Consider the following 19,198-nt stretch of genomic DNA (forward strand, 5'->3'; position numbering starts at 1 on the left):
TTGAAATTATTAACCAATCTATAAATTATGAAAACTCAAATTTTTTCGAGAAGCTTTTTAGCTGCTGTGCTTGGATTTGCTTTTTTAACAACGGGCTGCAAAAAAAACGCGGTATCCCCCGGTAACACCAACACCGGTACGCCAAAGGGTATTGAAGTAAAGAGCAGGCTAAGTGCGGTACCTTCAACAGAAACATTGCAAACAGCGGGCAATGGCACATTTTACATTGTAAACCGCAAAAGCGGCAAAGCACTTGATGTATCGGGCTTTGCTACGGCCGACGGATCGAACGTAATTCAATACGGCGGTACCGGCGCTACCAATCAACGGTTTACGCTCACGCAACTCACCGGTGGCTATTACTCCGTTATTGGTGTGCATAGCGGCAAGGGATTGCAAATTGACCAGGCCAGTACAGCTGATGGCGGCGACCTGAGCATTGGCACTTATACCGGTGCGCTACACCAGCAGTGGCAGTTCATTTCAATTGGTAATGGCTATTACCGTATAGTGAACCGGAATAGCGGTAAAGACCTGGACGTTTATAACCAATCAATAGATGATGCTGCGGAGATTAAACAATGGGGCTATTGGGGTGGCGAAAACCAGCAATGGGCACTGCTGACCACAAATGCAGGCGGACAACTGGGATGGCAGTTCAGCTCAACGGCCAATATACCCGCTGACGCCCTGAGCAGGATTACCGCGGCTATGAACGATGCTTGCTCCCGGTATAACGCCGGCGCCGCCTGGCCGGCACGCACGGTTTCGGTTGAGTACAACACCGGTGTACAAACCGCTGATGCCAATTCATCAAGCAACAACATTCGCTTCGGCCCGAGTGAAAGCTATCAAAATACCTGTACTGCCATGCATGAGCTCGGGCATATTTGGGGCATTGGCCAAACCGGTGGCTTTTATTCCAACATTGCGTCATCAGGGCAGTTCACAGGCGCAAACACGGTTGCGGTAATTAAAATTTTTGATGGTGCTAATGGGGTAATTAATACCGGCGGTGGCCATATTTGGCCTTACGGACTTAATTACGACAACGAATGGTCGGACGCGAATGCCTTCAGGCATGTAAAAATTGTGAACGCGATGCGTGCTGATGGTATGTAAATGAATATTCAAGAATAAAAAAACAAAAAGCGCTCTCCGGAGCGCTTTTTGTTTTGCGTAAGGATTGAGGTGAAGTATTCTCAGCTATAAAGCTTGCTTCATTCGGTTTTAAATACCCCGCAGGCTTGCCGTGCAATGCGCTGCGGGGCCGCAACCGCTACGTTACATCTCTTTATCGTCAAACATTTTAGCGTCGCGGGTATTTTTTTGTACGGCAATGGCCGAGAACATGCTCAGGCAAAATGCCATAGCGTAAAAACCTTTTTCACTTAGCAGCATATCTGCATTCCACAGACCGATAGTGAGCAATACCATCGCAGCTATAGTAGCAAACCAGCTCAGGCCGTAATAAAGCTCAGATACCGTGAGCCCTTCAGCCCTGTCACGCACGCTTTTTTGTACCGATATTACGGCGAACAGGCCGAACAGCAGTATGGTAAAGTAGTAGCCTTTTTCGTTCAACTGCATATCAGCATTCCACAGTCCTATTATAAAGGCGAGTATGCCGGTTAACAATGCAAACCACGATGCGCCTATAAATGCACCGGTTGGTTTAAATGGGTTTCTAACTTTTTCGCCCTGTTTTATAAGTGGTGAAAACTCTTCTGTTTTGTGTTGTAGCGGTTCCATTTTTATTTTGTTTTAATGATTAATATGGAAGCAAATGTGCGCCTCAAAATTCATCCGGTAAAGTTATAATTGCATCAAAACTGACGATATAAGTATATATTTGAGCTATTGATATCACGCACATGGATTCACTTTCAGCACTGGTTGACTTGTTGGATAACACTGACAAAAAGCTTTTCCGGAATTTTTTACAGCAGAAAAACAAACGGTACGACGTAAAAAATCTGCGATTATTAAATTTGATTGAAACTGACGATATAAATGGTATAAATAAGCTTTATAAATCTTCAAAAAATAAAGACGCTTATCATGCTTTAAGGAAAAGGCTACAGGATAACCTGCTGGTTTTTTTATCGCAAAAAACATTTGAGCGTAACCAGTCCGGCGCTTACGAAGCGTTGCGCCTGCTTGTTGTGGGCCGCTATTTACTGGAAAATGATCTGCCTTTGATAGCTTTTAAAAATTTGGCGAAGGCCGAACGGCTGGCTGAAAGCCTGGAGCAATTTAATATGCTGAATGAGTTGCTTTTGCTTAAAATGCAGTATGCACATGTGCCGGGTGCCGAGCATCTGGATGTTTTGACCGCCAGGTTTATGCAAAATCAGTCGGCTATGCAGCGTGAGGCGAAATTGAATATGGCCTATGCATTTTTACGGCAGGAGCTGCAGCAGATACACCTGAAAGGCAAGGTGGTTAATTTATCATCGTTGATGATATCCGTAGTCCGTAAATACAAAATTTCACGGCAGGATCTGCTCACCTTTAAATCTATTTATCAAATACTGTTTATCGCAAATGAGTATGCCGCCATACAACAAAATTACCGGTTAATAGCGCGTTACATCGCGCGAACAGATGAGTTTATTCAAAAGCAATCGCTCGCAAAGCATTCCTATCTGTTTTATCATATTGGCATACTGTATTTCATGGCTAACTTTTATCTGCGCACAGGCGATTTTGTAAAAAGTACCGCCGGCCTCGATAAAATGGCGGCATTGATGAAAATGGACGAACGGCATCAGGCACAGTATTACCATCGTCAGCAGTTGCTTGTTGCGCTTAACTGTTTTTTTGCAGGAGATGCCGCAGGGGCTATAACCGTTTTGCAGGGTGCATTGGCTATTAAAAAGCAAGCGGCTAAGCCTGAAGATGTTGAGGATTTACGTATTTGCCTGGCCATGGTATTAGCTATGTGTAATAAGCGTGAAAGCGTAAAACAATTAATGCTGCTTGCCCGCACTGATGCCTGGCATGAAAAGCAATTGGGCATGTTATGGACTATTCGCAAAACACTAATGGAGATTTTGATACAGGCGCAATTCTCAAACATTGAGCTGGCTATGGCAAGGATAAGCAGCTTTAGGCGGAGGTATAAAAAGTATCTGCTAAAGACCCGGGAAGATAAGGTGCTGCTATTTTTAAAATTAGTTGAGCAACACTTGCTAAAACCCGACTTAATATTTGACTTTAAATACAGGGCAAAGGTGTTAAGCTTGCTTAACGAGCCCGAGAGTAATGATATATTCACGCTAAGCTTTATTGCGTGGCTTATAGCACGCTGGGAGAAAAACACACCGCACGAGCTCGTGTTAAAATTGATGCGAAACGCCGATGCAAATCAATTTAAAATACGTTACCCGGGCAATGGAAAGCTTACATAAAACGTAGTGCCCGCCCCCTCTTTGCTATCGCACCACATGCGGCCACGGTTTGCTTTAATAAAATCCCATGACAGCATTAAGCCAAGGCCGGTGCCTTTTTCACCGCTGGTGCCGTATGTACTGTCCAGCCGTCCTTCAGTAAACAGCTCGGCCTGTTTGTCTGCCGGAATGCCTTTCCCATCGTCATGCACGGCGATAACAGCCGTATCGGTTTTTGTTTCCGTTGTAATGGCTATTTTTCCACCGGGGTAAGAGAATTTAATGGCGTTACTAATTAGATTACGCATAATAAAATCAAGCTGGTCGCTGTCCGCAAGTACCGGAAGGCCGTTGTTGTGCGGCGCGTTGATCTCGATGTTTTTGGCAATTGCCTGTGCCCGTAAAAGATCAAGGGATTTTTGGATGGCCGTCATGGCATCAACGGATGCAAGTTTTGGCTCGGCGCCCTTAAGTTGTGCCGATGCCCAGTTAAGCAGTGTGTTTAAGGTTTCATTAAAAGATCGGCTTTGCTGTTTAAGTAAGCTGATAATTTCTTTTTCTTCCTTCTCGGTCAATACACCGGCATCAACCAATTCAAGCGCTTGCATAATGCCGCCCGCAGGGCCGCGCAAATCATGCCCTATGATGGAAAATAAGGTATCTTTTATATGGTTTGATTTGTGTAATGCTTTATTAAGCCGCTTAATGCGGTGTATGTAGAAGGCAAAAACAATGGCAATCAATCCAACGGCAATCAATATGGTAATTAAGACGGCGAGTTTACGGTCATCCGTTTCCTGCGCGTGAACGCGGGCGGCGTCGCGGCGCTTGTTTTCCTCAAATACGGCCCTTAGTAGCTTTTGGTGTGCCTCAAGTGCTGCCAGCGATTCTTTATAGTTTTGCTGCTCTTTATGTACGCTGCTTATAGCCATCAGTATATGCGCGCGCAAATCCTTTTTGTCCAGATCTTCAGCGATTTTTAAAGCGCTATCAAGGTATATCAGGCTTTGATCAGCATTTTGATCTTTAAGTAACAAGGCGATATTTACCAACGCGTGTGCCTGATGTTCGTGCAGGTCGTGGCGGCGGGCGTGAGTCAGCGCCCGTTTATGGTAATGCAGCGCTTTTTCAGTATCGAGCTGAGAAGCGAAGGCTTTTGCAGAATCGGTAATGCTATGATAGGTGGTAACATGGGTGGTGTCAGTTGAGTCGGCGGCAGACTGGCCTTTGCAACTGCTCAATACGGCAACTGTCAGTAAAAACAAGAGCAAAATAAAACGCATAGGTTTATTACGAATAGTTGTAAAGCTTAGTTGTATTTTTCAATCGCTTACAATGATAAATATATTATTTTCGCTTATTAATTCAGCTCAAGCCAGGAGTTATACATAATAATAAATATCTCAGTTCCCTAAAAAAGCGCTATTATTTACCTGTCGCTTTTTTTATCAATTTTTTCTATATCATTATGAAGTTGCTATCAACAACCCTCACAAGCGTCTTTATATTTTTAGCTTTTATAACTAACGCCCAATCAGTATCACCTATTGCGGGTCGCGATACTTCTAAGGAAAAAGGTATCAGTCAACGCGTTAACTTCCATTTCCAGCAAACGGTTATCACGCAAACAAAACCAGGTTTTAGTGCACCGTACTCGGGTTTAAATAGTTTATCGCCCAACCGCGAAACGGCAACATCCATAACCTCAACCCTGTTTGCGGGGGCACGGTTGTGGAAGGGGGCAGAGGCGTATTTTAATCCTGAGCTATCAGGCGGGTCAGGCTTTAGCAAAACGCTTGGTGTGGCCGGTTTTCCCAATGGCGAAACCTTTCGTGTAGGCAGCGCCGAACCTAAAATCTATTTAGCGCGGCTTTATCTCACCCAAAACTTTGAATGGGGCAATGATCAGGATACACTTACGGATGACGCGAACCAGTTAGCCGGATTGAAGAGCAAGCGTTATTTTTCTATCACGGCAGGTAAATTCGGCATGGCCGATTTTTTTGATGGTAATACGTTCAGTCATGACCCGCGCACGCAGTTCATGAACTGGTCGCTGATGAGTAACGGCGCATGGGATTATCCGGCAAACACCCGCGGTTATGTGCTGGGCTTATATACCGAGTTGGGTATGCCCGACTGGAGCCTGCGGTTTGCGTTTACTACTACCACTACAACCGCCAATGGTTCTGTATGGGATGGGCGCATTAGTAAGGCCAACACACAAACGCTTGAATACGAAAAGCGATATACGCTAAACGGGCAAAAAGGCGCGTTGCGCTTGCTTGGCTTTCGTAACAAGGGCAAAATGGGCCGGTACCGCGATGCTCTGGCGTTCAGCAACCCGCCGGTGATTGATACGGTGCAGGCCTATGGCCACCACAAATATGGCTTTGGTATAAATGCAGAGCAATTCTTTATGGATGACTTTGGTGTATTTGCAAGGGCGAGCTGGAATGATGGGCGCACCGAAACCTGGGCGTTTACTGAAATTGACCGATCAGTAAGCATTGGCGGCGTGTTAAAAGGCAACTCATGGCAGCGTGATGATGACGAGATAGGCCTTGCGTTGGTTGATAACGGCATCTCGGGCGATCACCGGGACTACCTGGCCGCTGGAGGCTATGGTTTCATCATCGGCGATGGAAAACTAAATTATGGTACCGAACTGATTGCGGAGCTTTACTATAAAGTGAACGCCTATCAGCATAAATTTTATATAAGTCCCGATTATCAGTTTGTGATGAACCCTGCTTACAATAAAGATAGGGGACCGGTAAATGTATTCGCTATTAGGGCACACGCCGAGTTCTAAAAACGTATAATTGATGTGGGCGTTGCTTAAATGGCAACGCCCGCATCAGTTTTTTAAAAGGATATTTTGCAGCGCCAATGCTTTATCCTTACTTTTGCGCCAATGTTTAACCGGTGTTTAGCCATAGTATTACTTTTTGCCCTGGTAGGTTCTAATTTCTCCAGGTTTTTTGTGTACGCCGGTTTTGAGGTCAATCAAAAGTTCATCGCGTCAACCCTGTGCGAAAACAAGGCCCGCCCCTGGATGAACTGTAACGGCCGCTGCTACCTGATGAAAAAGCTGAAGCAGGCCGAAGAAAAAGAAAAAAAGCAGGAGCGTGAAGACAAGCGCAACCAATACCAGGAAGCCTTGCCCGCTACTATCGCTTTCTTTTCGTTACTGGACAGGGTAATGCCGCGAAAATTATTTCCGCAGTTGCCTGCACCCGGTGTTATTGACCGTGCCGTGCCTATCTTCCAGCCACCTAAAATAGCCTGATCGTTTACCCTTTAATTGGCGCCGTTGCGGTTAAAGCATGTGGCATCCCTTATGTAGCTGACTATGGCATTGCTATGCCTGTTGTCGCTCATTCTATTTAATTAATCGATCATACATCCCCTTATAACAATAGTTATCTCAAGGGCTATTTAAATACTCATGAAAAAAATTTTATTCCTGTTGGCCGGTGTGGCCCTGTTAACGTCTTGCAGCAAGAACAATGATAATGTTGAACCCGACTTTAACGAATCAAATCTGGCTACGCTTTCTGTAGAGTTTGATAATATTGTAGGCGACCGCACCCTTACGCTTAACAGCACCGCAAGTCCCTATACCAATGCCGCCGGCGAAAAGTTTACCCTTTCAAAAGTACAGTACTTCATCAGCAATATTAAAGTAAGCAAGGCTGATGGCACCACTTATACCGTAAACCAGGACAGCAGCTATTTCTTAATAAACGCAGCTGACAAGGATACCCGTTTTGCCGAAGTGAAGGTACCCGAGGGCGATTACACTAAAATCAGCTTTATTGTAGGTGTCGACAGTTTGCGCAGTACCATGGATGTAAGCAAACGTACCGGCGTGCTTGATCCGTCGGGCAGTATGGAGGATGGCATGTACTGGAGCTGGAATTCAGGTTATATCTTCTTTAAAATGGAAGGTAATTCTGACGTGGTGTCAAACGACGCCAGTGGCGACCCAACCGGTAAAAAGCAGTTCAAATATCATATAGGTGGTTTTGGTGGATATTCCGCGCCTACCATTAACAACATAAAAACTGTTACCGTTGACCTGACAACTGCCGGTATTGCCCGCGTACGTAAAGGCCGCGAAAGTAACATCCACATGTTTGTTGATCTGCTTAAAGTGTTTAATGGTACAAACAGCTTTAGCATAGCGGCTCATCCAAGCGTAATGTTTGGCGATTTCAGCAGTAAGATAGCCGGTAACTTTGCCGGAATGTTCCGCCATGATCATACCGAAAATTAATAAACATCGCCATGAAAAAAAGAGCATTATGGATAGTGCTGCTGTGTTTCGGGGTGATGCTTTATGCCTGTAAAAAGGAAAGTGAAAAACAAGATGAGGTAAGTACATTCTCCGGCTTTAAAAAGCCGGGGAATTTCCCTGAGCCGCAGTATAAACTGGCTAATAACCCGGTTACTGAAGCCGGCTTTTTGCTGGGCCGCAGTTTGTTTTATGAGCCAAGGTTGTCTCGTAATAATACTATTTCCTGCGGATCGTGCCATATTCAATCATCAGCATTTACCCAGCACGGGCACGATGTAAGCCATGGTATAGAGGATAGGTTAGGCACCCGCAATTCGCCGCCTATCATGAACCTGGCCTGGAACAAAGCCTTTATGTGGGGCGGTGGTATATTCGATCTGGACCTGCAGCCCATAGCGCCCATTACCGCGCATGAGGAAATGGACGAAAGCGTGGAAAATGTTATGGTGAAGCTAAGGCAGGTAAGCAAGTACCCCAGTATGTTTAAAGCGGCATTCGGCAGCGATGAGATCACCACAGCAAGGTTTATGAAAGCTTTATCGCAATTTATGCTGATGTGCGTAAGCGCGGATTCAAAGTATGATAAGGTTATGCGTAAAGAGGCCGGTGCAAGTTTTACCGCCGACGAACAAGCAGGGTACGAACTCTTTAAGGCTAAATGTGCAGCCTGTCATACTGAGCCTTTATTTACCGATGGGGCATTTCGCAACAATGGCCTCGGCCCTAGCCCGATTGATGACCAGGGTTTGTACACTGCTACTCTGCAAGCTACAGATAGATATAAGTTTAAAGTGCCGAGCCTGCGTAACGTGAGCTACACAGCGCCCTATATGCATGATGGGCGTTTCCTGTCGCTGAATGCCGTATTTGAGCATTACAACAGCGATGTACAGGCAACCCCAAACCTTGATCCGTTGTTGCAGCAAAGCAGCGGCACAAAAGGCATAGTCCTGTCGGCAGATGATCGTAGCAAACTTACATCTTTCCTGAAAACGCTTGATGATCCGGATTTTATAACCCGTAAGGAACTGGCTGAGCAATAAAAAAATCATTATGAAGAAATACTTAATTATATTACTGTTAGCGGTTCTAAGCTACCCGACTATGGCTTGCGATATATGCGGCTGTGGCGTGGGTAGTTACTATTTAGGCATATTGCCCGAATATAATAAGCGCTTTATAGGCATGCGTTACCAGCACAAAACGCTGGTAACACACCTCGGGCCTTTCGGCGAGCGTACGCCGCTAACGTCTGACGAAACATACCAAACCATGGAGCTTTGGGGTGGTTGGAACATCGGTAAAAAATTCCGTGTGCTGGCATTTGTACCCTACAATTTTAACGAGCGCACGGCACAAACCGGAGATGGTTATAAGGATGGTTTAGGTGATGTTGCCGTGATGGGTTACTACAACCTGCTAAGCAAACGCGGTATGGTTGGTGAGCAGCTAATTGTGCACTCGTTATGGGTAGGTGCAGGTATAAAAGCGCCAACCGGTAAGTACGAACCCGCGGAACGCAAGTTAAGCAGCGAATCGCCTAATAATTTTCAGTTAGGCACCGCGAGTACCGATTTTACATTGAACGCCGCTTATGATGTTCGCTTGATGGACTTGGGACTGAACGTGAACGCCAATTACAAGATCAATACCGCTAATAAGTACAATTATCGTTATGGCAATAAGCTAACCACCAACGCTTTGCTGTACTATAAGTTTCGTTTCTTTAAAAAACTTACAGTAGCGCCAAACGCGGGTGTGTTGTATGAAACATCGCAGCAGGATGTAGAAGATAAAAAATACACCGTTGATGTGTCCGGCGGGCATGTACTATCGCTGGTAGGGGGGCTCGAAGCTAATTATGGCCGTTTTTCTGCCGGGGCTAACTACCAGGATGTGGCTTCGCAACAACTGGCCAACAACCGGGTAAGTGCAGGCAACAGGTTAATGGTGCACTTATCGGTGGCTTTTTAACATTTAATCATAATTTAAAATGAAGAGTTTAAAATATACAATCATCGTATTTGCAACGGGCTTAACGCTGTTTCAATCGTGCCAGCAGGAAACGAGCTACAAACAAGTGCGCGATGAGGTCATCACCGCGCATGATAAGCTGATGGCCGATGATGAAAAGGTAATGAACAATAAAATGAAGCTTGATACCCTGGCATCACCGGCGTATCTGCTAAAGGTTAAAACAGAAAAACCTGAAACCGATACTGCCTTACTTCGCCGAGAAGCGGATAGTTTACGCCTCGAGTTAGATTCGGCCGGTACCCGCATGAGCGAGTGGATGCAGAAATTTGAACCCGAGCAAAGCGGCAAATCAAACGCTGAAGCAGTAGCTTATTTTGAAGGCGAAAAGAAGAAGGTTATCATGTTGGACAGCCTATACCAGGCATTGCTGAAGCAATCAGGAGCTTATCTGAAACAATACAATTTTAAAACGGATGAGCACACGGGAGAGCATCATCACATGAAAATGTAATATAAAGAGCGGCGGTTTAATAATCGCCGCTTTTTTATTTAATGTGAGCCGTACACGCAAGTAAATTGAGCCATGCACGAAAATGCTCCCGCACCAAAAACAAGCAATTTTGTTATGTAAAAAAACATGACAATGAAAAACATCGAAAAAATAACACTTGGAAACAACGGCCCACAGGTATCAAAGCTTGGTTTGGGCTGTATGCGCATGTCATCAGTATGGGGCGGCCCAACAAATGATGAGAGCGAAAGCATCGCTACTATACACGCGGCGCTTGATCACGGTATTAACTTTTTAAATACCGGTGATTTTTATGGTGCCGGCCATAACGAATTATTGATTGGCAAAGCTTTAAAAGACCGCCGCGACGAGGCCTTTATCAGCGTTAAGTTTGGAGCCATTTTTCATAACGGGCAATGGTTGGGTTTGGATCTGCGTCCTAATTCAATCAAAAATTTTATTAACTACTCGCTAACCAGGCTTGGGATTGAGACCATTGATTTATATCAGCCCAGCCGGATGGATAACAGCGTACCGGTTGAGGATATTATAGGTACTGTTGCCGACTTGATTAAAGAAGGCAAAGTACGTTACCTGGGTGTTTCTGAAATCAATGCCGAGCAGTTGCGTAAAGCAAACAGCGTATACCCGGTAAGTGCGCTTGAAATAGGTTATTCACTTGCCGACCGCCAGATCGAGGCCGACCTGCTGCCTGCCGCTGCCGAATTAGGCATAACCATAGTAGCGTTTGCCAATACTGCCGAAGGCTTGCTAACAGGCGATTTAAAAGCGCCGCTTGCTGAAAATGATTATCGTAACCATTTTTCACGCTTTCAGGGTGATAACCTGCAAAAAAATCTGGCAAAGGTTGAGGTATTTAAACAAATTGCCGCCCAAAAGGGAATTACACCTACGCAATTGGCGATAGCCTGGGTAAATGCGCAAGGCGAAAATATTATGCCGTTGGTTAGCATGAGTCGCCGCTCTCGCCTGCCCGAAAATATGGAAGCAATGCAAGTTGAACTTACGGCCGATGAAATGGATTTACTGAATACTGAATTCGCACCCGGTGCAATATTGGGCGGTACCTACCTGCAGCGATAATTACGTAAGTTTGAGGAGATAATCAACACAGCTATGTTAAACCCAACGGTACTTATTCCGGGCGTGATCTTCTTTTCGTACTATGCTGATGTGCGCAAGGATAAGGTGTGCTTTTTGGAGCACACTACGCTTGTAATGCAGATAGCCGGGCGGTTTACTATGGCAACTACCGGCCAAAGCATATCAATGGAAAAAGGCGAGATGCTGTTGATCCGTAAAAATCAGCTGGCTGAGCTAACCAAAACCCCTCTTAATGGCGAAAGCTATCAAACGGTAATCATCTGCCTGAATGAAAACCTGCTCAGGCAGATCGCACTGGAAGAGGAAATTGAAAATAACGAAAGGTATACAGGCAAACCCAATATCCTCATCCCGCCCAACGAGTTTTTGCAGGCCTTTTTCCAGTCGATATTACCCTATGTACACCACTCCGACGAAAAGATAACTAATGCCGTTGGTATGCTTAAGGTAAAGGAGGCGGTGCTGTTGTTGTTACATACCATGCCGGAGCTACGGACTTTGTTGTTTGACTTTTCGGAACCGTATAAAATTGACTTGGAAAAGTTCATGCTCAACAATTTTCACTATAACATACCGGTAGAGAAATTTGCAGCATTAACCGGCAGGAGCCTCGCAGGCTTTAAGCGTGATTTTCAAAAGATATTTGGCACATCGCCAAGGCAATGGCTGCAGGAAATGCGCCTCACAACGGCGCTGAACCTGATTGAGAATAAACGAAAAAAGGCCTCTGCCATTTACCTCGATCTCGGTTTCGAGAGCCTCTCGCACTTCTCGCACTCGTTTAAAAAACGGTTTGGCCGTACGCCAACTGGCGTATAAAACAAAAGACGGTGGCGTACGCTTAGCTGAGCAATATGCCAGCACCGGCTTAATTGCAAACGGATACTCTATAGCTTGCCGGGCTTGGTGCTGCCTATTTTATTGTTTTATGTGCATGAACTTCACTCCTATTTACAAGCTACTTTAAATTTTGACGACGACATCCATGTTAATGTAACTAAGTATAATGCTGGCGCAGGTAATAATCAAAAAGTTATTCATGCACTGATCAGCGTGAAGTTATTCTTCGTTTGGCAGTTGAGCTATTAATTCAATTTCCAGTTTAGCATCCGGCTCATATAATCGGCTTACCTGAACCCATGTTGCGGCAGGATAATCACCTTGATAAAATGCCTTTCTCGCCTCGTTGTACTTTTTCATGGTTTCAATATCGGTGGTATACAGCGTTTCCTTAACTATATCCTTTGGCTTTGCACCAAAGGCGCTAAGTGACTTACTCAAATCAGCATATACCCCGGCAATTCCTTTAGAGCTAAGATCGGCCGTTGGTATTCCCGAAATATAAATAGTGTTACCCGCTTTGACAACCTGCGCATAACCGGCATCCTCATTTTGTTTACTCAGACTCTTCCAATGCCACTTTTGCTTAAATTCGGATCTGTCGTTTAAGCGCTTAACATTGTTTTTGGCACGATCGCCGGCCCCGCAACCCGGCAGGGAGATTAGGATAAAACAAAACAACGGGAATAAGTGGATTTTATCCATAAACAAAGGTTAAAATATGATTTATTGAAGCTTCTTTCCTAACTTCTGCTGCGCTTCCTGTACAGTTAAATTCTTATCCCAAACCACTTCGGCATGGTAAGCTTTTTTTACCGATTCGATGTATTCGTCCATCGGCTCTAATCCCATCGCCTTACGTTTTTCGGCCAGTCTATCCACATTTTCAATAGGCCAAACGTTAACTATAGGCCCGGTTTTAAAAGTCTGCGTTCCATATAATTGCCTTTCACCTTTCCTCAGTAAGATACGGTCTTGCAGGGTCGCCAGATCACTTTTAGGTACCACGCCTAACTCGGCCTGCTGCTTGAGCAGCGCAAAATATTTATCCATGTAAGCTACGTCGGCATGATCAATGACCAGAAACATGGTATGATTATTTTCAGCCGAAAGCCCTGTAGGCCAGCCGCACTTATCAAGCAACGCGCTAACATATTGTTGATTTTCCTTATCCGCCGCTCTCATTTGCAAGGCCAGTTCTTTTGTTTTTTGCGGATCGTTTGTGGCCATTACCTTAATAAACTCGGCGCGACTGTTCTGATCAATATCCCGTATGGCTTTCAGTTTAGTGTTTATCTGCAGGGTATCGGCACATGGGTCAGCTTGAGCGAAAACCATCCGTGCACCCAATGTAATCAGAGCCAGTAAGGCGAGTTTTTTGTTTATCATTTTAAGTAATGCTTATTAAAGTTGTTAGTCCAGAAATCTGGTAGAATGAATCACGTTCCGGCCGATAACTTAATGTTGCTGATATACAATTTAGCGCCACTATCAAATTCCCATGGCCCGCTAAAGTAAAAATATTTGGCAGCCTTAGCCGGGAACAATACCGTATCAGCCAATTTATCGCCATCCAGATAAACCGCCATCTGTTGCCCGTTTACTACCAGTTTAACGTGCAATGGCCTATTTGCAGTAGCCGACAGATCAAAAGTAGTATTGGCTTCTTTATTTTCAAATTCATAGTTGCCTATATTAATTGCATCCGCGTCGCGGTAATGCAATTGTACAAACGCGCCCCCATTGCTTATATGTTCTCTGGCTGCGTTATCTTTTGCGAAACCAAAGCAAACCGGCGCTATATCCTTAATTTGCTCGGCCACTGCAAGCACGTCAAACTCCAAGGTAAACTTAGCAGGAAGCGGAACGTTCTTATTAAGTTTATAGGTCGCCTTGTCTTTTACCATTAGCCACTTACCCTCCTGCCCGGTTGGGTGCGCAATAATGGCAGCTGCGTTTGTTTTAATACTGCCCGGCGAAGCGCCCGTTTGGTACCCGGAAAAGTCTTCACTGAAAATAACGTTTTGCGCAGTAGCTTTTAAAACATAAAGGCTGCTCAGGAAAGTAAGCAGCCCGGCAATTAAAATATGTTTTTTCATGACAGATGTTTTATTTGGTTCAGAATAAATCAATTATATGGCGCTGAAAATTTGCCATCGGTTACGGTAACAAAATCTTCGCCGCCAAGCCGTCTTAGCTTGCCTGAAAAGGTGCCCTTAACGCCCCATTTAGTTAAACTGGTTATGGTTAAAGTAAAGTTGCTACCGTCAACATCACCGCCGTTAAAAATGGTGGTGCCCACAATTTTCCCATCTTTCATAGTTTGTATATAGTACTTCCCGGCAAGTAGCAGGTCACTATCGTCATTTACTGTATAAGTAGCTTCTTTTGCCCCTTCAGCAACTTGCATGTTTATGCTAAACCCGGTTACCATATCCTGTTTTTCCCACCCGCCAATAACTACAAAATGTACTGTATCGGTAGCTGGTTTATCGTTGGCGTTAACAAAGTAGTTGAATTCACGTTGCTCACCGTTTATTTTGCAGGTCAGGTATTTTTCTCCAGTGCCTTCTGCCTCACCACTATTTTTGCTACACGAGGTGAAATTTATTAAGATCAATGCAACCGCTGCCATGAAAGCAATGCGCATTGTAACTATTTTTTTCATAGGGTTATACTTAAAATCCACCTGCCGGTTGCGTTATTTCGCGGGCAGGTGGAATAGTTTATCGTTATAGTTTACTTCAGTTTGATGGATATCTCACCATCATCCATACCATCAATATTCTTCTCGGCAAAAACATCAGGCGCGGCCTTTTGCAGGGTTTTTAAAATATCTGAGGTTGAACCGGCATGCTCCAAAACTATAGATGAACCCGATGAGCTATATTTCATTTTGGTGCTTTCGATGCCTTTTGCGCCCCGTAATTTATCGTTGATAGATTTTAGTGTAGAAAAATCAATTCCTGACAGCTTTACAGTTGTTTTTTCTGTTAAAGCGCTGTCCTTCTTTTTGCCAAAAAAGCCTAATAATTTATCGCCGGTACTTTTAGTACGATCGGCAGTGCGGCCCGCACGGTCGGCTTTATCAGTCGCCCTGTCCACTTTATCTAAAATAGCCTGAGCTTTAGTAATTGATGACCCGAGTAACATCAGGCCAACACAAATGATCATGATCTTTTTCATAGTTAATTGATTACTGGTAATTAATTTAAATGAGAATGATTTTTAACTTGTAAAGCGCCTATTTAGTAGGTGTAATCGCGGGTAAGATCCGCCGTTTTGGTTACCGTAAAGTCCTTTAAATTTTCCTTTACTTCGCCGTTAATTTCTGCCTTGTAACTAACTTTGTAAGCCTCGTTACCAGGGCTAAGGCATTGTATGCCTGCGCTTATAGCATTTAGCGGTTTGGTTGATTCGATAACGTAAGTTTTAGTATTTCCGCTGAAATCGTTTTTACCGAGGCTTACTGCGCTTTGGTTGTTTTGCACAGCCCCGTTCACCTTCCATACGGTGGCTTCAGAAGTGTTGTTGGTTAAGCCAACCATCACAAACGATATGTAAGCAGATTCTGGAGCGCCGGTAACCGTAATGGTAAATTTTGCTGTGCGGCTACCGGATTCAGGCGCGTTGTCATCGCTGTCTTTCTTTCCGCATGAGGTTAAGCCGGCAATAAAAACGACGATAGCAATAGCCGCAAATAATTTTCTTGAAATTGAATTTTTCATAGTTAGTATAATAAATTATAGATAGGCCACAAAATTATTTCAAACACAACGCTCCTGAAATCCCTTAAAAGGTGTGTTTTTCTATACTGATTTTTAGGTATTTTAATTGGTTTTGCAAGCGGTGCTATTCGCGATATTATTTATTAGGCTGATATTTGAGTGTTTCGGAATATTAACCGGAGCAAAATTTATCTGATGAAAAAGTACCTGATCTGCCTGTTTATGTTTTCTACTTTGCTTGCCCGGGCACAGCAGCAGATTCCGCTTGATGAGAAACGGCACGTAGACAGCCTTGAAAATGTACTACGATCAGCCAAACAGGACAGCGCCAAAGCCATGGCCAGTTTTATGCTGGTAGAGTATTGGAAGTTTAAAGACACCACCAAAAGCAAGAGATATCTTTTACAGGGAAAACAATTTGTCGGCAAATCTGCCTATCTACGGGCACTGTCTTATTTTTACGAAGGACAATACTATTATACCTGGAACACAGGTAAAGCGTCTGCTGCATTTGCCAAGGCACAGAAAGCACTTTCTGCATTCCGTACGCCTGATGCTTATGGTAAACTGGCGGCGGCATGGTTTAATTATGCTTTGATGAACCAGAGTAAAGGCTATAATTTTATTACCAATATTACCATAAATAAAGTACTTCCTTACGCCGAAAAGTCAGGTGATCATACCAGGCTTGCCTTTTTTTATACCCAGCTTTCTACCATACTGATGAATAATTACCAGTTTGCAAAGGCAGATGATTATAATAACAAGGCGATAGCGTTATTAGAGAAAACTACTCCAAAATCAATCAACCTGCTTTTTGCGTACCTCAGCGGCGTAAGCATTAATTGTTACGACAAAAAATCGGCAGCGGCAAAGGCCTTTTTGGAAAAGGCAAAGGCTATGCTCGCGCCTTTTCCAACCTCACTTAATAATACGCTTTATTACTATAATGAAGCCTTGTATTATACTACAACAGCACAATTTGATGAAGCGCTAAAAAGTGCAGACAAAGGTATTGTGTTAGCCAAACGGTATAACCAAACGCAAATGTATCAGCAGTTTTTGTTTAGAAAATATGATGCTTACGTACAACAAAAAAACTATGCACAGGCACAGCGTATATTGCTTGGCATTGTTAAAGAGGGCACGTTGCTTACCAGCGTAAATGATAGGGCAATGATTTACGGAGAACTGGCGAAGACCAGTAACCTGTTGGGCGACTATAAACAGGCATACCTCTGGCAAAGCAAGCATCAGCAGCTAACGGACAGTGTTCATAAAAGCGAAACCGAGCTTAAGATTAATGAATTAGAAACAAAATACCGAACGGCCGAGAACCAGAAACGGATTGCTTACTTACAGGCGCAAAACAAACAAGCGCAGTTAAAAGCTAAAAACGAGCGTCTCTTTAACTGGTTGCTGGGTATGGGTTGTTTATTACTGCTTGCCATATTAGGGCTGGTGGCGATAAGCGCCAGAAACCAACGCAAACTGGTAGCACAAAGGGAGATTAACCACCAGCAACAGTTACATGAATTGGAGCAAAAGCAACAGCTTAAAATAACCAAGGCTATGCTTGATGGCGAAGAGCATGAGAGGGAACGCGTTGCCCGCGACTTGCATGATGGCTTGGGCGGTATGCTGGCTGGGGTAAAAATTGGCCTGTCCGGACTTACCGAAACCAAAGGTGACTATGCGAAGGATAAAGACCTCTACCGCATTATCGGCCAGTTGGATTCATCAGTAACGGAGTTAAGGCGCATTGCTCGCAACTTATTGCCCGAAACCCTGTTAAAATTCGGATTAGAGGTAGCTTTGAAAGACTTAAGTGAATTTTACATGCGCGACGGGTTGCACATCGATTTCCAGACATTTAGCATCACTAAGGACATCGCCCTTTCAGTGCAGCTTAATATTTATCGTATTGTTCAGGAGTTGCTTTCCAATGCTGTTAAACACGCGCAGGCGAAGAATATATTGTTGCAATGTTCACAGAACGATTCTGTGTTTTTTATCACACTTGAAGATGACGGCATCGGGTTTGACACGGCAATCCTCGAAAACCGCAAAGGGATGGGTTTGGAGAACCTAAAAAACCGCATCAGCTATCTCAAGGGTAAATTTGAACTACGCTCCGTGATCAACGATGGAACCTCCATTAATATCGAACTTAACACAAACGCTGATGCCTGAATTACTTACCGCTATAGTTGACGATCATCCGATAGTGATAGAAGGATTGAAAACGCTACTGGCAAATGAAGAAAACCTCCGGATTGTTAGCGGTTTTTGTAAAGGTGAAGAGTTATTATCATATATCGAAAACAACAAGCTTGACCTGGTGCTCTTAGATATCACGCTGCCGGATATCAACGGAATTGAATTATGCCAGAGAATCAAACAGCTATCGTTATCAACCAGCATCCTGATCTTGAGTAACCATACTGAACGAAGCATTATTATGCAGGCCATTCAAAATGGCGCCAGCGGTTATCTATTGAAAAACAGCTCGATAGATGAATTGCGGCATTGTATAAGCGAGGCTGTAAAAGGCAACATCTGCTACAGCAAAGAGGTAATGGAAATCATCAGCCGCCCATCAAAAAATGAGTTGCAGGGGGTACCAAGGCTCACCCGCCGGGAGAAGGAAATACTTGTGCTGATTGCAGCGGGCAAAACCAGCCAGATGATTGCCCAGGAATTATTCCTTAGTCCGCTAACGGTTGATACGCACCGAAAAAACCTGATACAAAAATTTGGTGTAAAAAACGTGGCTGAGTTAATTATGGAAGCAAGCCGTCAACAGCAATTATAGGTAGCATGTATTAAATAAACATGCTATCATTTATAAATACATAAACAGTTATTAAACTAATCAACTCACCAAAATATCGCTTTGTAAAGGGTATTGAATTAGCACCAAAAGCTTACGAATTGGCGTATAAAACAGCTCAACGAAAAATTGAAAAAGCCCGTTTCCATGCGAAAAACGGGCTTTTAAGTCACTTCAGTATGAAAATCAGCGGAGAGGGAGGGATTCGAACCCTCGATACGCTTTTGACGTATACACACTTTCCAGGCGTGCTCTTTCGACCACTCAGACACCTCTCCGTTTTAAACTTGCAGGGCAGCAAAGGTAATATATTATAACCATGTTTAAATAAAAAAGCGAAACCGACCATTTACCGATTCCGCTCCGCTCTATAAACATAAAAGTAAACTAATTCAAACCCTCCGTATCCACGTTCGCTTTGTTTGAGCGTAGTTTGGCAAAAAAGTTTAATCGGTATCTAAAAATTTTTTTCGCCTCGTGCATATCGCT

At 44.0% G+C, this 19,198-nt stretch carries 20 protein-coding genes and 1 tRNA gene; 12 read left to right on the forward strand and 9 right to left on the reverse strand.

Going from position 1 to position 19,198, the window contains the following annotated elements:
• The first annotated feature begins 27 nt into the window (after positions 1-27).
• Positions 28-1,122, forward strand: a complete 1,095-nt coding sequence (locus tag LT679_RS10510; protein ID WP_232177512.1) for an RICIN domain-containing protein — start codon at positions 28-30, stop codon at positions 1,120-1,122.
• A 162-nt stretch (positions 1,123-1,284) separates the two neighbouring features.
• On the opposite strand, the gene yiaA is transcribed toward LT679_RS10510, so the two are convergent.
• Positions 1,285-1,752: an inner membrane protein YiaA gene (gene yiaA / locus LT679_RS10515; RefSeq protein WP_232177514.1), complete on the reverse strand. Its 468-nt coding sequence runs from the start codon at positions 1,750-1,752 to the stop codon at positions 1,285-1,287.
• Positions 1,753-1,874: 122 nt separating this feature from the next.
• On the opposite strand from yiaA, the gene LT679_RS10520 reads away from it, so the two are divergent.
• A complete protein-coding gene (locus LT679_RS10520; protein ID WP_232177516.1) occupies positions 1,875-3,413 on the forward strand; it encodes a hypothetical protein in 1,539 nt (512 codons plus the stop codon).
• Here LT679_RS10520 and LT679_RS10525 read toward each other — a convergent pair.
• Positions 3,386-4,675: a tetratricopeptide repeat-containing sensor histidine kinase gene (locus LT679_RS10525; RefSeq protein ID WP_232177517.1), complete on the reverse strand. Its 1,290-nt coding sequence runs from the start codon at positions 4,673-4,675 to the stop codon at positions 3,386-3,388. The two genes, LT679_RS10520 and LT679_RS10525, sit on opposite strands and share 28 nt — an antisense overlap.
• A 185-nt stretch (positions 4,676-4,860) precedes the next feature.
• On the opposite strand from LT679_RS10525, the gene LT679_RS10530 reads away from it, so the two are divergent.
• From LT679_RS10530 to LT679_RS10565, 8 genes are all read left to right on the forward strand, one after another.
• Positions 4,861-6,207 (forward strand): carbohydrate porin, encoded by a 1,347-nt coding sequence (locus LT679_RS10530; RefSeq protein WP_232177519.1) that lies wholly within the window; start codon positions 4,861-4,863, stop codon positions 6,205-6,207.
• Between the two features lie 102 nt (positions 6,208-6,309).
• A complete protein-coding gene (locus LT679_RS10535; RefSeq protein ID WP_232177521.1) occupies positions 6,310-6,684 on the forward strand; it encodes a hypothetical protein in 375 nt (124 codons plus the stop codon).
• Positions 6,685-6,843: 159 nt separating this feature from the next.
• Complete coding sequence (locus LT679_RS10540) at positions 6,844-7,674, forward strand: MbnP family protein (RefSeq protein WP_232177523.1); 831 nt, start codon at positions 6,844-6,846, stop codon at positions 7,672-7,674.
• An 11-nt stretch (positions 7,675-7,685) separates the two neighbouring features.
• Positions 7,686-8,738, forward strand: a complete 1,053-nt coding sequence (locus LT679_RS10545; protein WP_232177525.1) for a cytochrome-c peroxidase — start codon at positions 7,686-7,688, stop codon at positions 8,736-8,738.
• Positions 8,739-8,748: 10 nt separating this feature from the next.
• Positions 8,749-9,669 (forward strand): transporter, encoded by a 921-nt coding sequence (locus LT679_RS10550; protein ID WP_232177527.1) that lies wholly within the window; start codon positions 8,749-8,751, stop codon positions 9,667-9,669.
• A 19-nt stretch (positions 9,670-9,688) separates the two neighbouring features.
• Positions 9,689-10,183 carry a hypothetical protein gene (locus LT679_RS10555; RefSeq protein ID WP_232177529.1) on the forward strand — a complete coding sequence of 165 codons (495 nt, stop codon included), beginning with the start codon at positions 9,689-9,691 and terminating at the stop codon, positions 10,181-10,183.
• A 132-nt stretch (positions 10,184-10,315) separates the two neighbouring features.
• Positions 10,316-11,287, forward strand: a complete 972-nt coding sequence (locus tag LT679_RS10560; protein WP_232177530.1) for an aldo/keto reductase — start codon at positions 10,316-10,318, stop codon at positions 11,285-11,287.
• Between the two features lie 33 nt (positions 11,288-11,320).
• Positions 11,321-12,127, forward strand: a complete 807-nt coding sequence (locus tag LT679_RS10565; RefSeq protein WP_232177533.1) for a helix-turn-helix domain-containing protein — start codon at positions 11,321-11,323, stop codon at positions 12,125-12,127.
• A 240-nt stretch (positions 12,128-12,367) separates the two neighbouring features.
• Here the strand turns inward: LT679_RS10565 and LT679_RS10570 are convergent, their stop codons facing one another.
• The 6 genes from LT679_RS10570 to LT679_RS10595 form a co-directional block, all read right to left on the reverse strand.
• Positions 12,368-12,853, reverse strand: coding sequence for a RidA family protein (locus tag LT679_RS10570; protein WP_232177536.1), 486 nt, complete (start codon positions 12,851-12,853; stop codon positions 12,368-12,370).
• Between the two features lie 21 nt (positions 12,854-12,874).
• Positions 12,875-13,537 carry a DUF6624 domain-containing protein gene (locus LT679_RS10575; protein ID WP_232177539.1) on the reverse strand — a complete coding sequence of 221 codons (663 nt, stop codon included), beginning with the start codon at positions 13,535-13,537 and terminating at the stop codon, positions 12,875-12,877.
• A 50-nt stretch (positions 13,538-13,587) separates the two neighbouring features.
• A complete protein-coding gene (locus LT679_RS10580; protein WP_232177541.1) occupies positions 13,588-14,247 on the reverse strand; it encodes a hypothetical protein in 660 nt (219 codons plus the stop codon).
• Between the two features lie 29 nt (positions 14,248-14,276).
• Complete coding sequence (locus LT679_RS10585; RefSeq protein WP_232177543.1) at positions 14,277-14,816, reverse strand: hypothetical protein; 540 nt, start codon at positions 14,814-14,816, stop codon at positions 14,277-14,279.
• A gap of 71 nt (positions 14,817-14,887) precedes the next feature.
• Positions 14,888-15,334 carry a hypothetical protein gene (locus LT679_RS10590; protein WP_232177545.1) on the reverse strand — a complete coding sequence of 149 codons (447 nt, stop codon included), beginning with the start codon at positions 15,332-15,334 and terminating at the stop codon, positions 14,888-14,890.
• A gap of 62 nt (positions 15,335-15,396) precedes the next feature.
• Positions 15,397-15,876: a hypothetical protein gene (locus LT679_RS10595; protein ID WP_232177548.1), complete on the reverse strand. Its 480-nt coding sequence runs from the start codon at positions 15,874-15,876 to the stop codon at positions 15,397-15,399.
• A 195-nt stretch (positions 15,877-16,071) separates the two neighbouring features.
• Here LT679_RS10595 and LT679_RS10600 point away from each other — a divergent pair, with 195 nt between their 5' ends.
• The gene (locus LT679_RS10600) at positions 16,072-18,069 is read left to right on the forward strand and encodes a sensor histidine kinase (RefSeq protein ID WP_232177551.1); all 1,998 of its coding nucleotides are present in this window, start codon (positions 16,072-16,074) and stop codon (positions 18,067-18,069) included.
• Entirely contained in the window at positions 18,062-18,691 is a 630-nt protein-coding gene (locus LT679_RS10605; protein ID WP_232177553.1) for a response regulator, read from the forward strand. Before LT679_RS10600 ends, LT679_RS10605 begins: the two co-directional genes overlap by 8 nt.
• A gap of 208 nt (positions 18,692-18,899) precedes the next feature.
• Here the strand turns inward: LT679_RS10605 and LT679_RS10610 are convergent.
• Positions 18,900-18,987: transfer RNA gene (locus tag LT679_RS10610), tRNA-Ser, on the reverse strand.
• Positions 18,988-19,198 lie beyond the last annotated feature (211 nt).

It is taken from the genome of Mucilaginibacter roseus, assembly GCF_021215455.1.
GTDB classification, from domain to species: Bacteria; Bacteroidota; Bacteroidia; order Sphingobacteriales; family Sphingobacteriaceae; genus Mucilaginibacter; species Mucilaginibacter roseus.

Coding starts and splice junctions, on each gene's coding strand:
- LT679_RS10560 (WP_232177530.1), top strand. CDS start 10,316: ATGAAAAACATCGAAAAAATAACACTTGGAAACAACGGCCCACAGGTA.
- LT679_RS10555 (WP_232177529.1), top strand. CDS start 9,689: ATGAAGAGTTTAAAATATACAATCATCGTATTTGCAACGGGCTTAACG.
- yiaA (WP_232177514.1), bottom strand. CDS start 1,752: ATGGAACCGCTACAACACAAAACAGAAGAGTTTTCACCACTTATAAAA.
- LT679_RS10570 (WP_232177536.1), bottom strand. CDS start 12,853: ATGGATAAAATCCACTTATTCCCGTTGTTTTGTTTTATCCTAATCTCC.
- LT679_RS10590 (WP_232177545.1), bottom strand. CDS start 15,334: ATGAAAAAGATCATGATCATTTGTGTTGGCCTGATGTTACTCGGGTCA.
- LT679_RS10540 (WP_232177523.1), top strand. CDS start 6,844: ATGAAAAAAATTTTATTCCTGTTGGCCGGTGTGGCCCTGTTAACGTCT.
- LT679_RS10520 (WP_232177516.1), top strand. CDS start 1,875: ATGGATTCACTTTCAGCACTGGTTGACTTGTTGGATAACACTGACAAA.
- LT679_RS10535 (WP_232177521.1), top strand. CDS start 6,310: ATGTTTAACCGGTGTTTAGCCATAGTATTACTTTTTGCCCTGGTAGGT.
- LT679_RS10600 (WP_232177551.1), top strand. CDS start 16,072: ATGAAAAAGTACCTGATCTGCCTGTTTATGTTTTCTACTTTGCTTGCC.
- LT679_RS10525 (WP_232177517.1), bottom strand. CDS start 4,675: ATGCGTTTTATTTTGCTCTTGTTTTTACTGACAGTTGCCGTATTGAGC.
- LT679_RS10545 (WP_232177525.1), top strand. CDS start 7,686: ATGAAAAAAAGAGCATTATGGATAGTGCTGCTGTGTTTCGGGGTGATG.
- LT679_RS10565 (WP_232177533.1), top strand. CDS start 11,321: ATGTTAAACCCAACGGTACTTATTCCGGGCGTGATCTTCTTTTCGTAC.
- LT679_RS10550 (WP_232177527.1), top strand. CDS start 8,749: ATGAAGAAATACTTAATTATATTACTGTTAGCGGTTCTAAGCTACCCG.
- LT679_RS10605 (WP_232177553.1), top strand. CDS start 18,062: ATGCCTGAATTACTTACCGCTATAGTTGACGATCATCCGATAGTGATA.
- LT679_RS10530 (WP_232177519.1), top strand. CDS start 4,861: ATGAAGTTGCTATCAACAACCCTCACAAGCGTCTTTATATTTTTAGCT.
- LT679_RS10580 (WP_232177541.1), bottom strand. CDS start 14,247: ATGAAAAAACATATTTTAATTGCCGGGCTGCTTACTTTCCTGAGCAGC.
- LT679_RS10575 (WP_232177539.1), bottom strand. CDS start 13,537: ATGATAAACAAAAAACTCGCCTTACTGGCTCTGATTACATTGGGTGCA.
- LT679_RS10595 (WP_232177548.1), bottom strand. CDS start 15,876: ATGAAAAATTCAATTTCAAGAAAATTATTTGCGGCTATTGCTATCGTC.
- LT679_RS10510 (WP_232177512.1), top strand. CDS start 28: ATGAAAACTCAAATTTTTTCGAGAAGCTTTTTAGCTGCTGTGCTTGGA.
- LT679_RS10585 (WP_232177543.1), bottom strand. CDS start 14,816: ATGAAAAAAATAGTTACAATGCGCATTGCTTTCATGGCAGCGGTTGCA.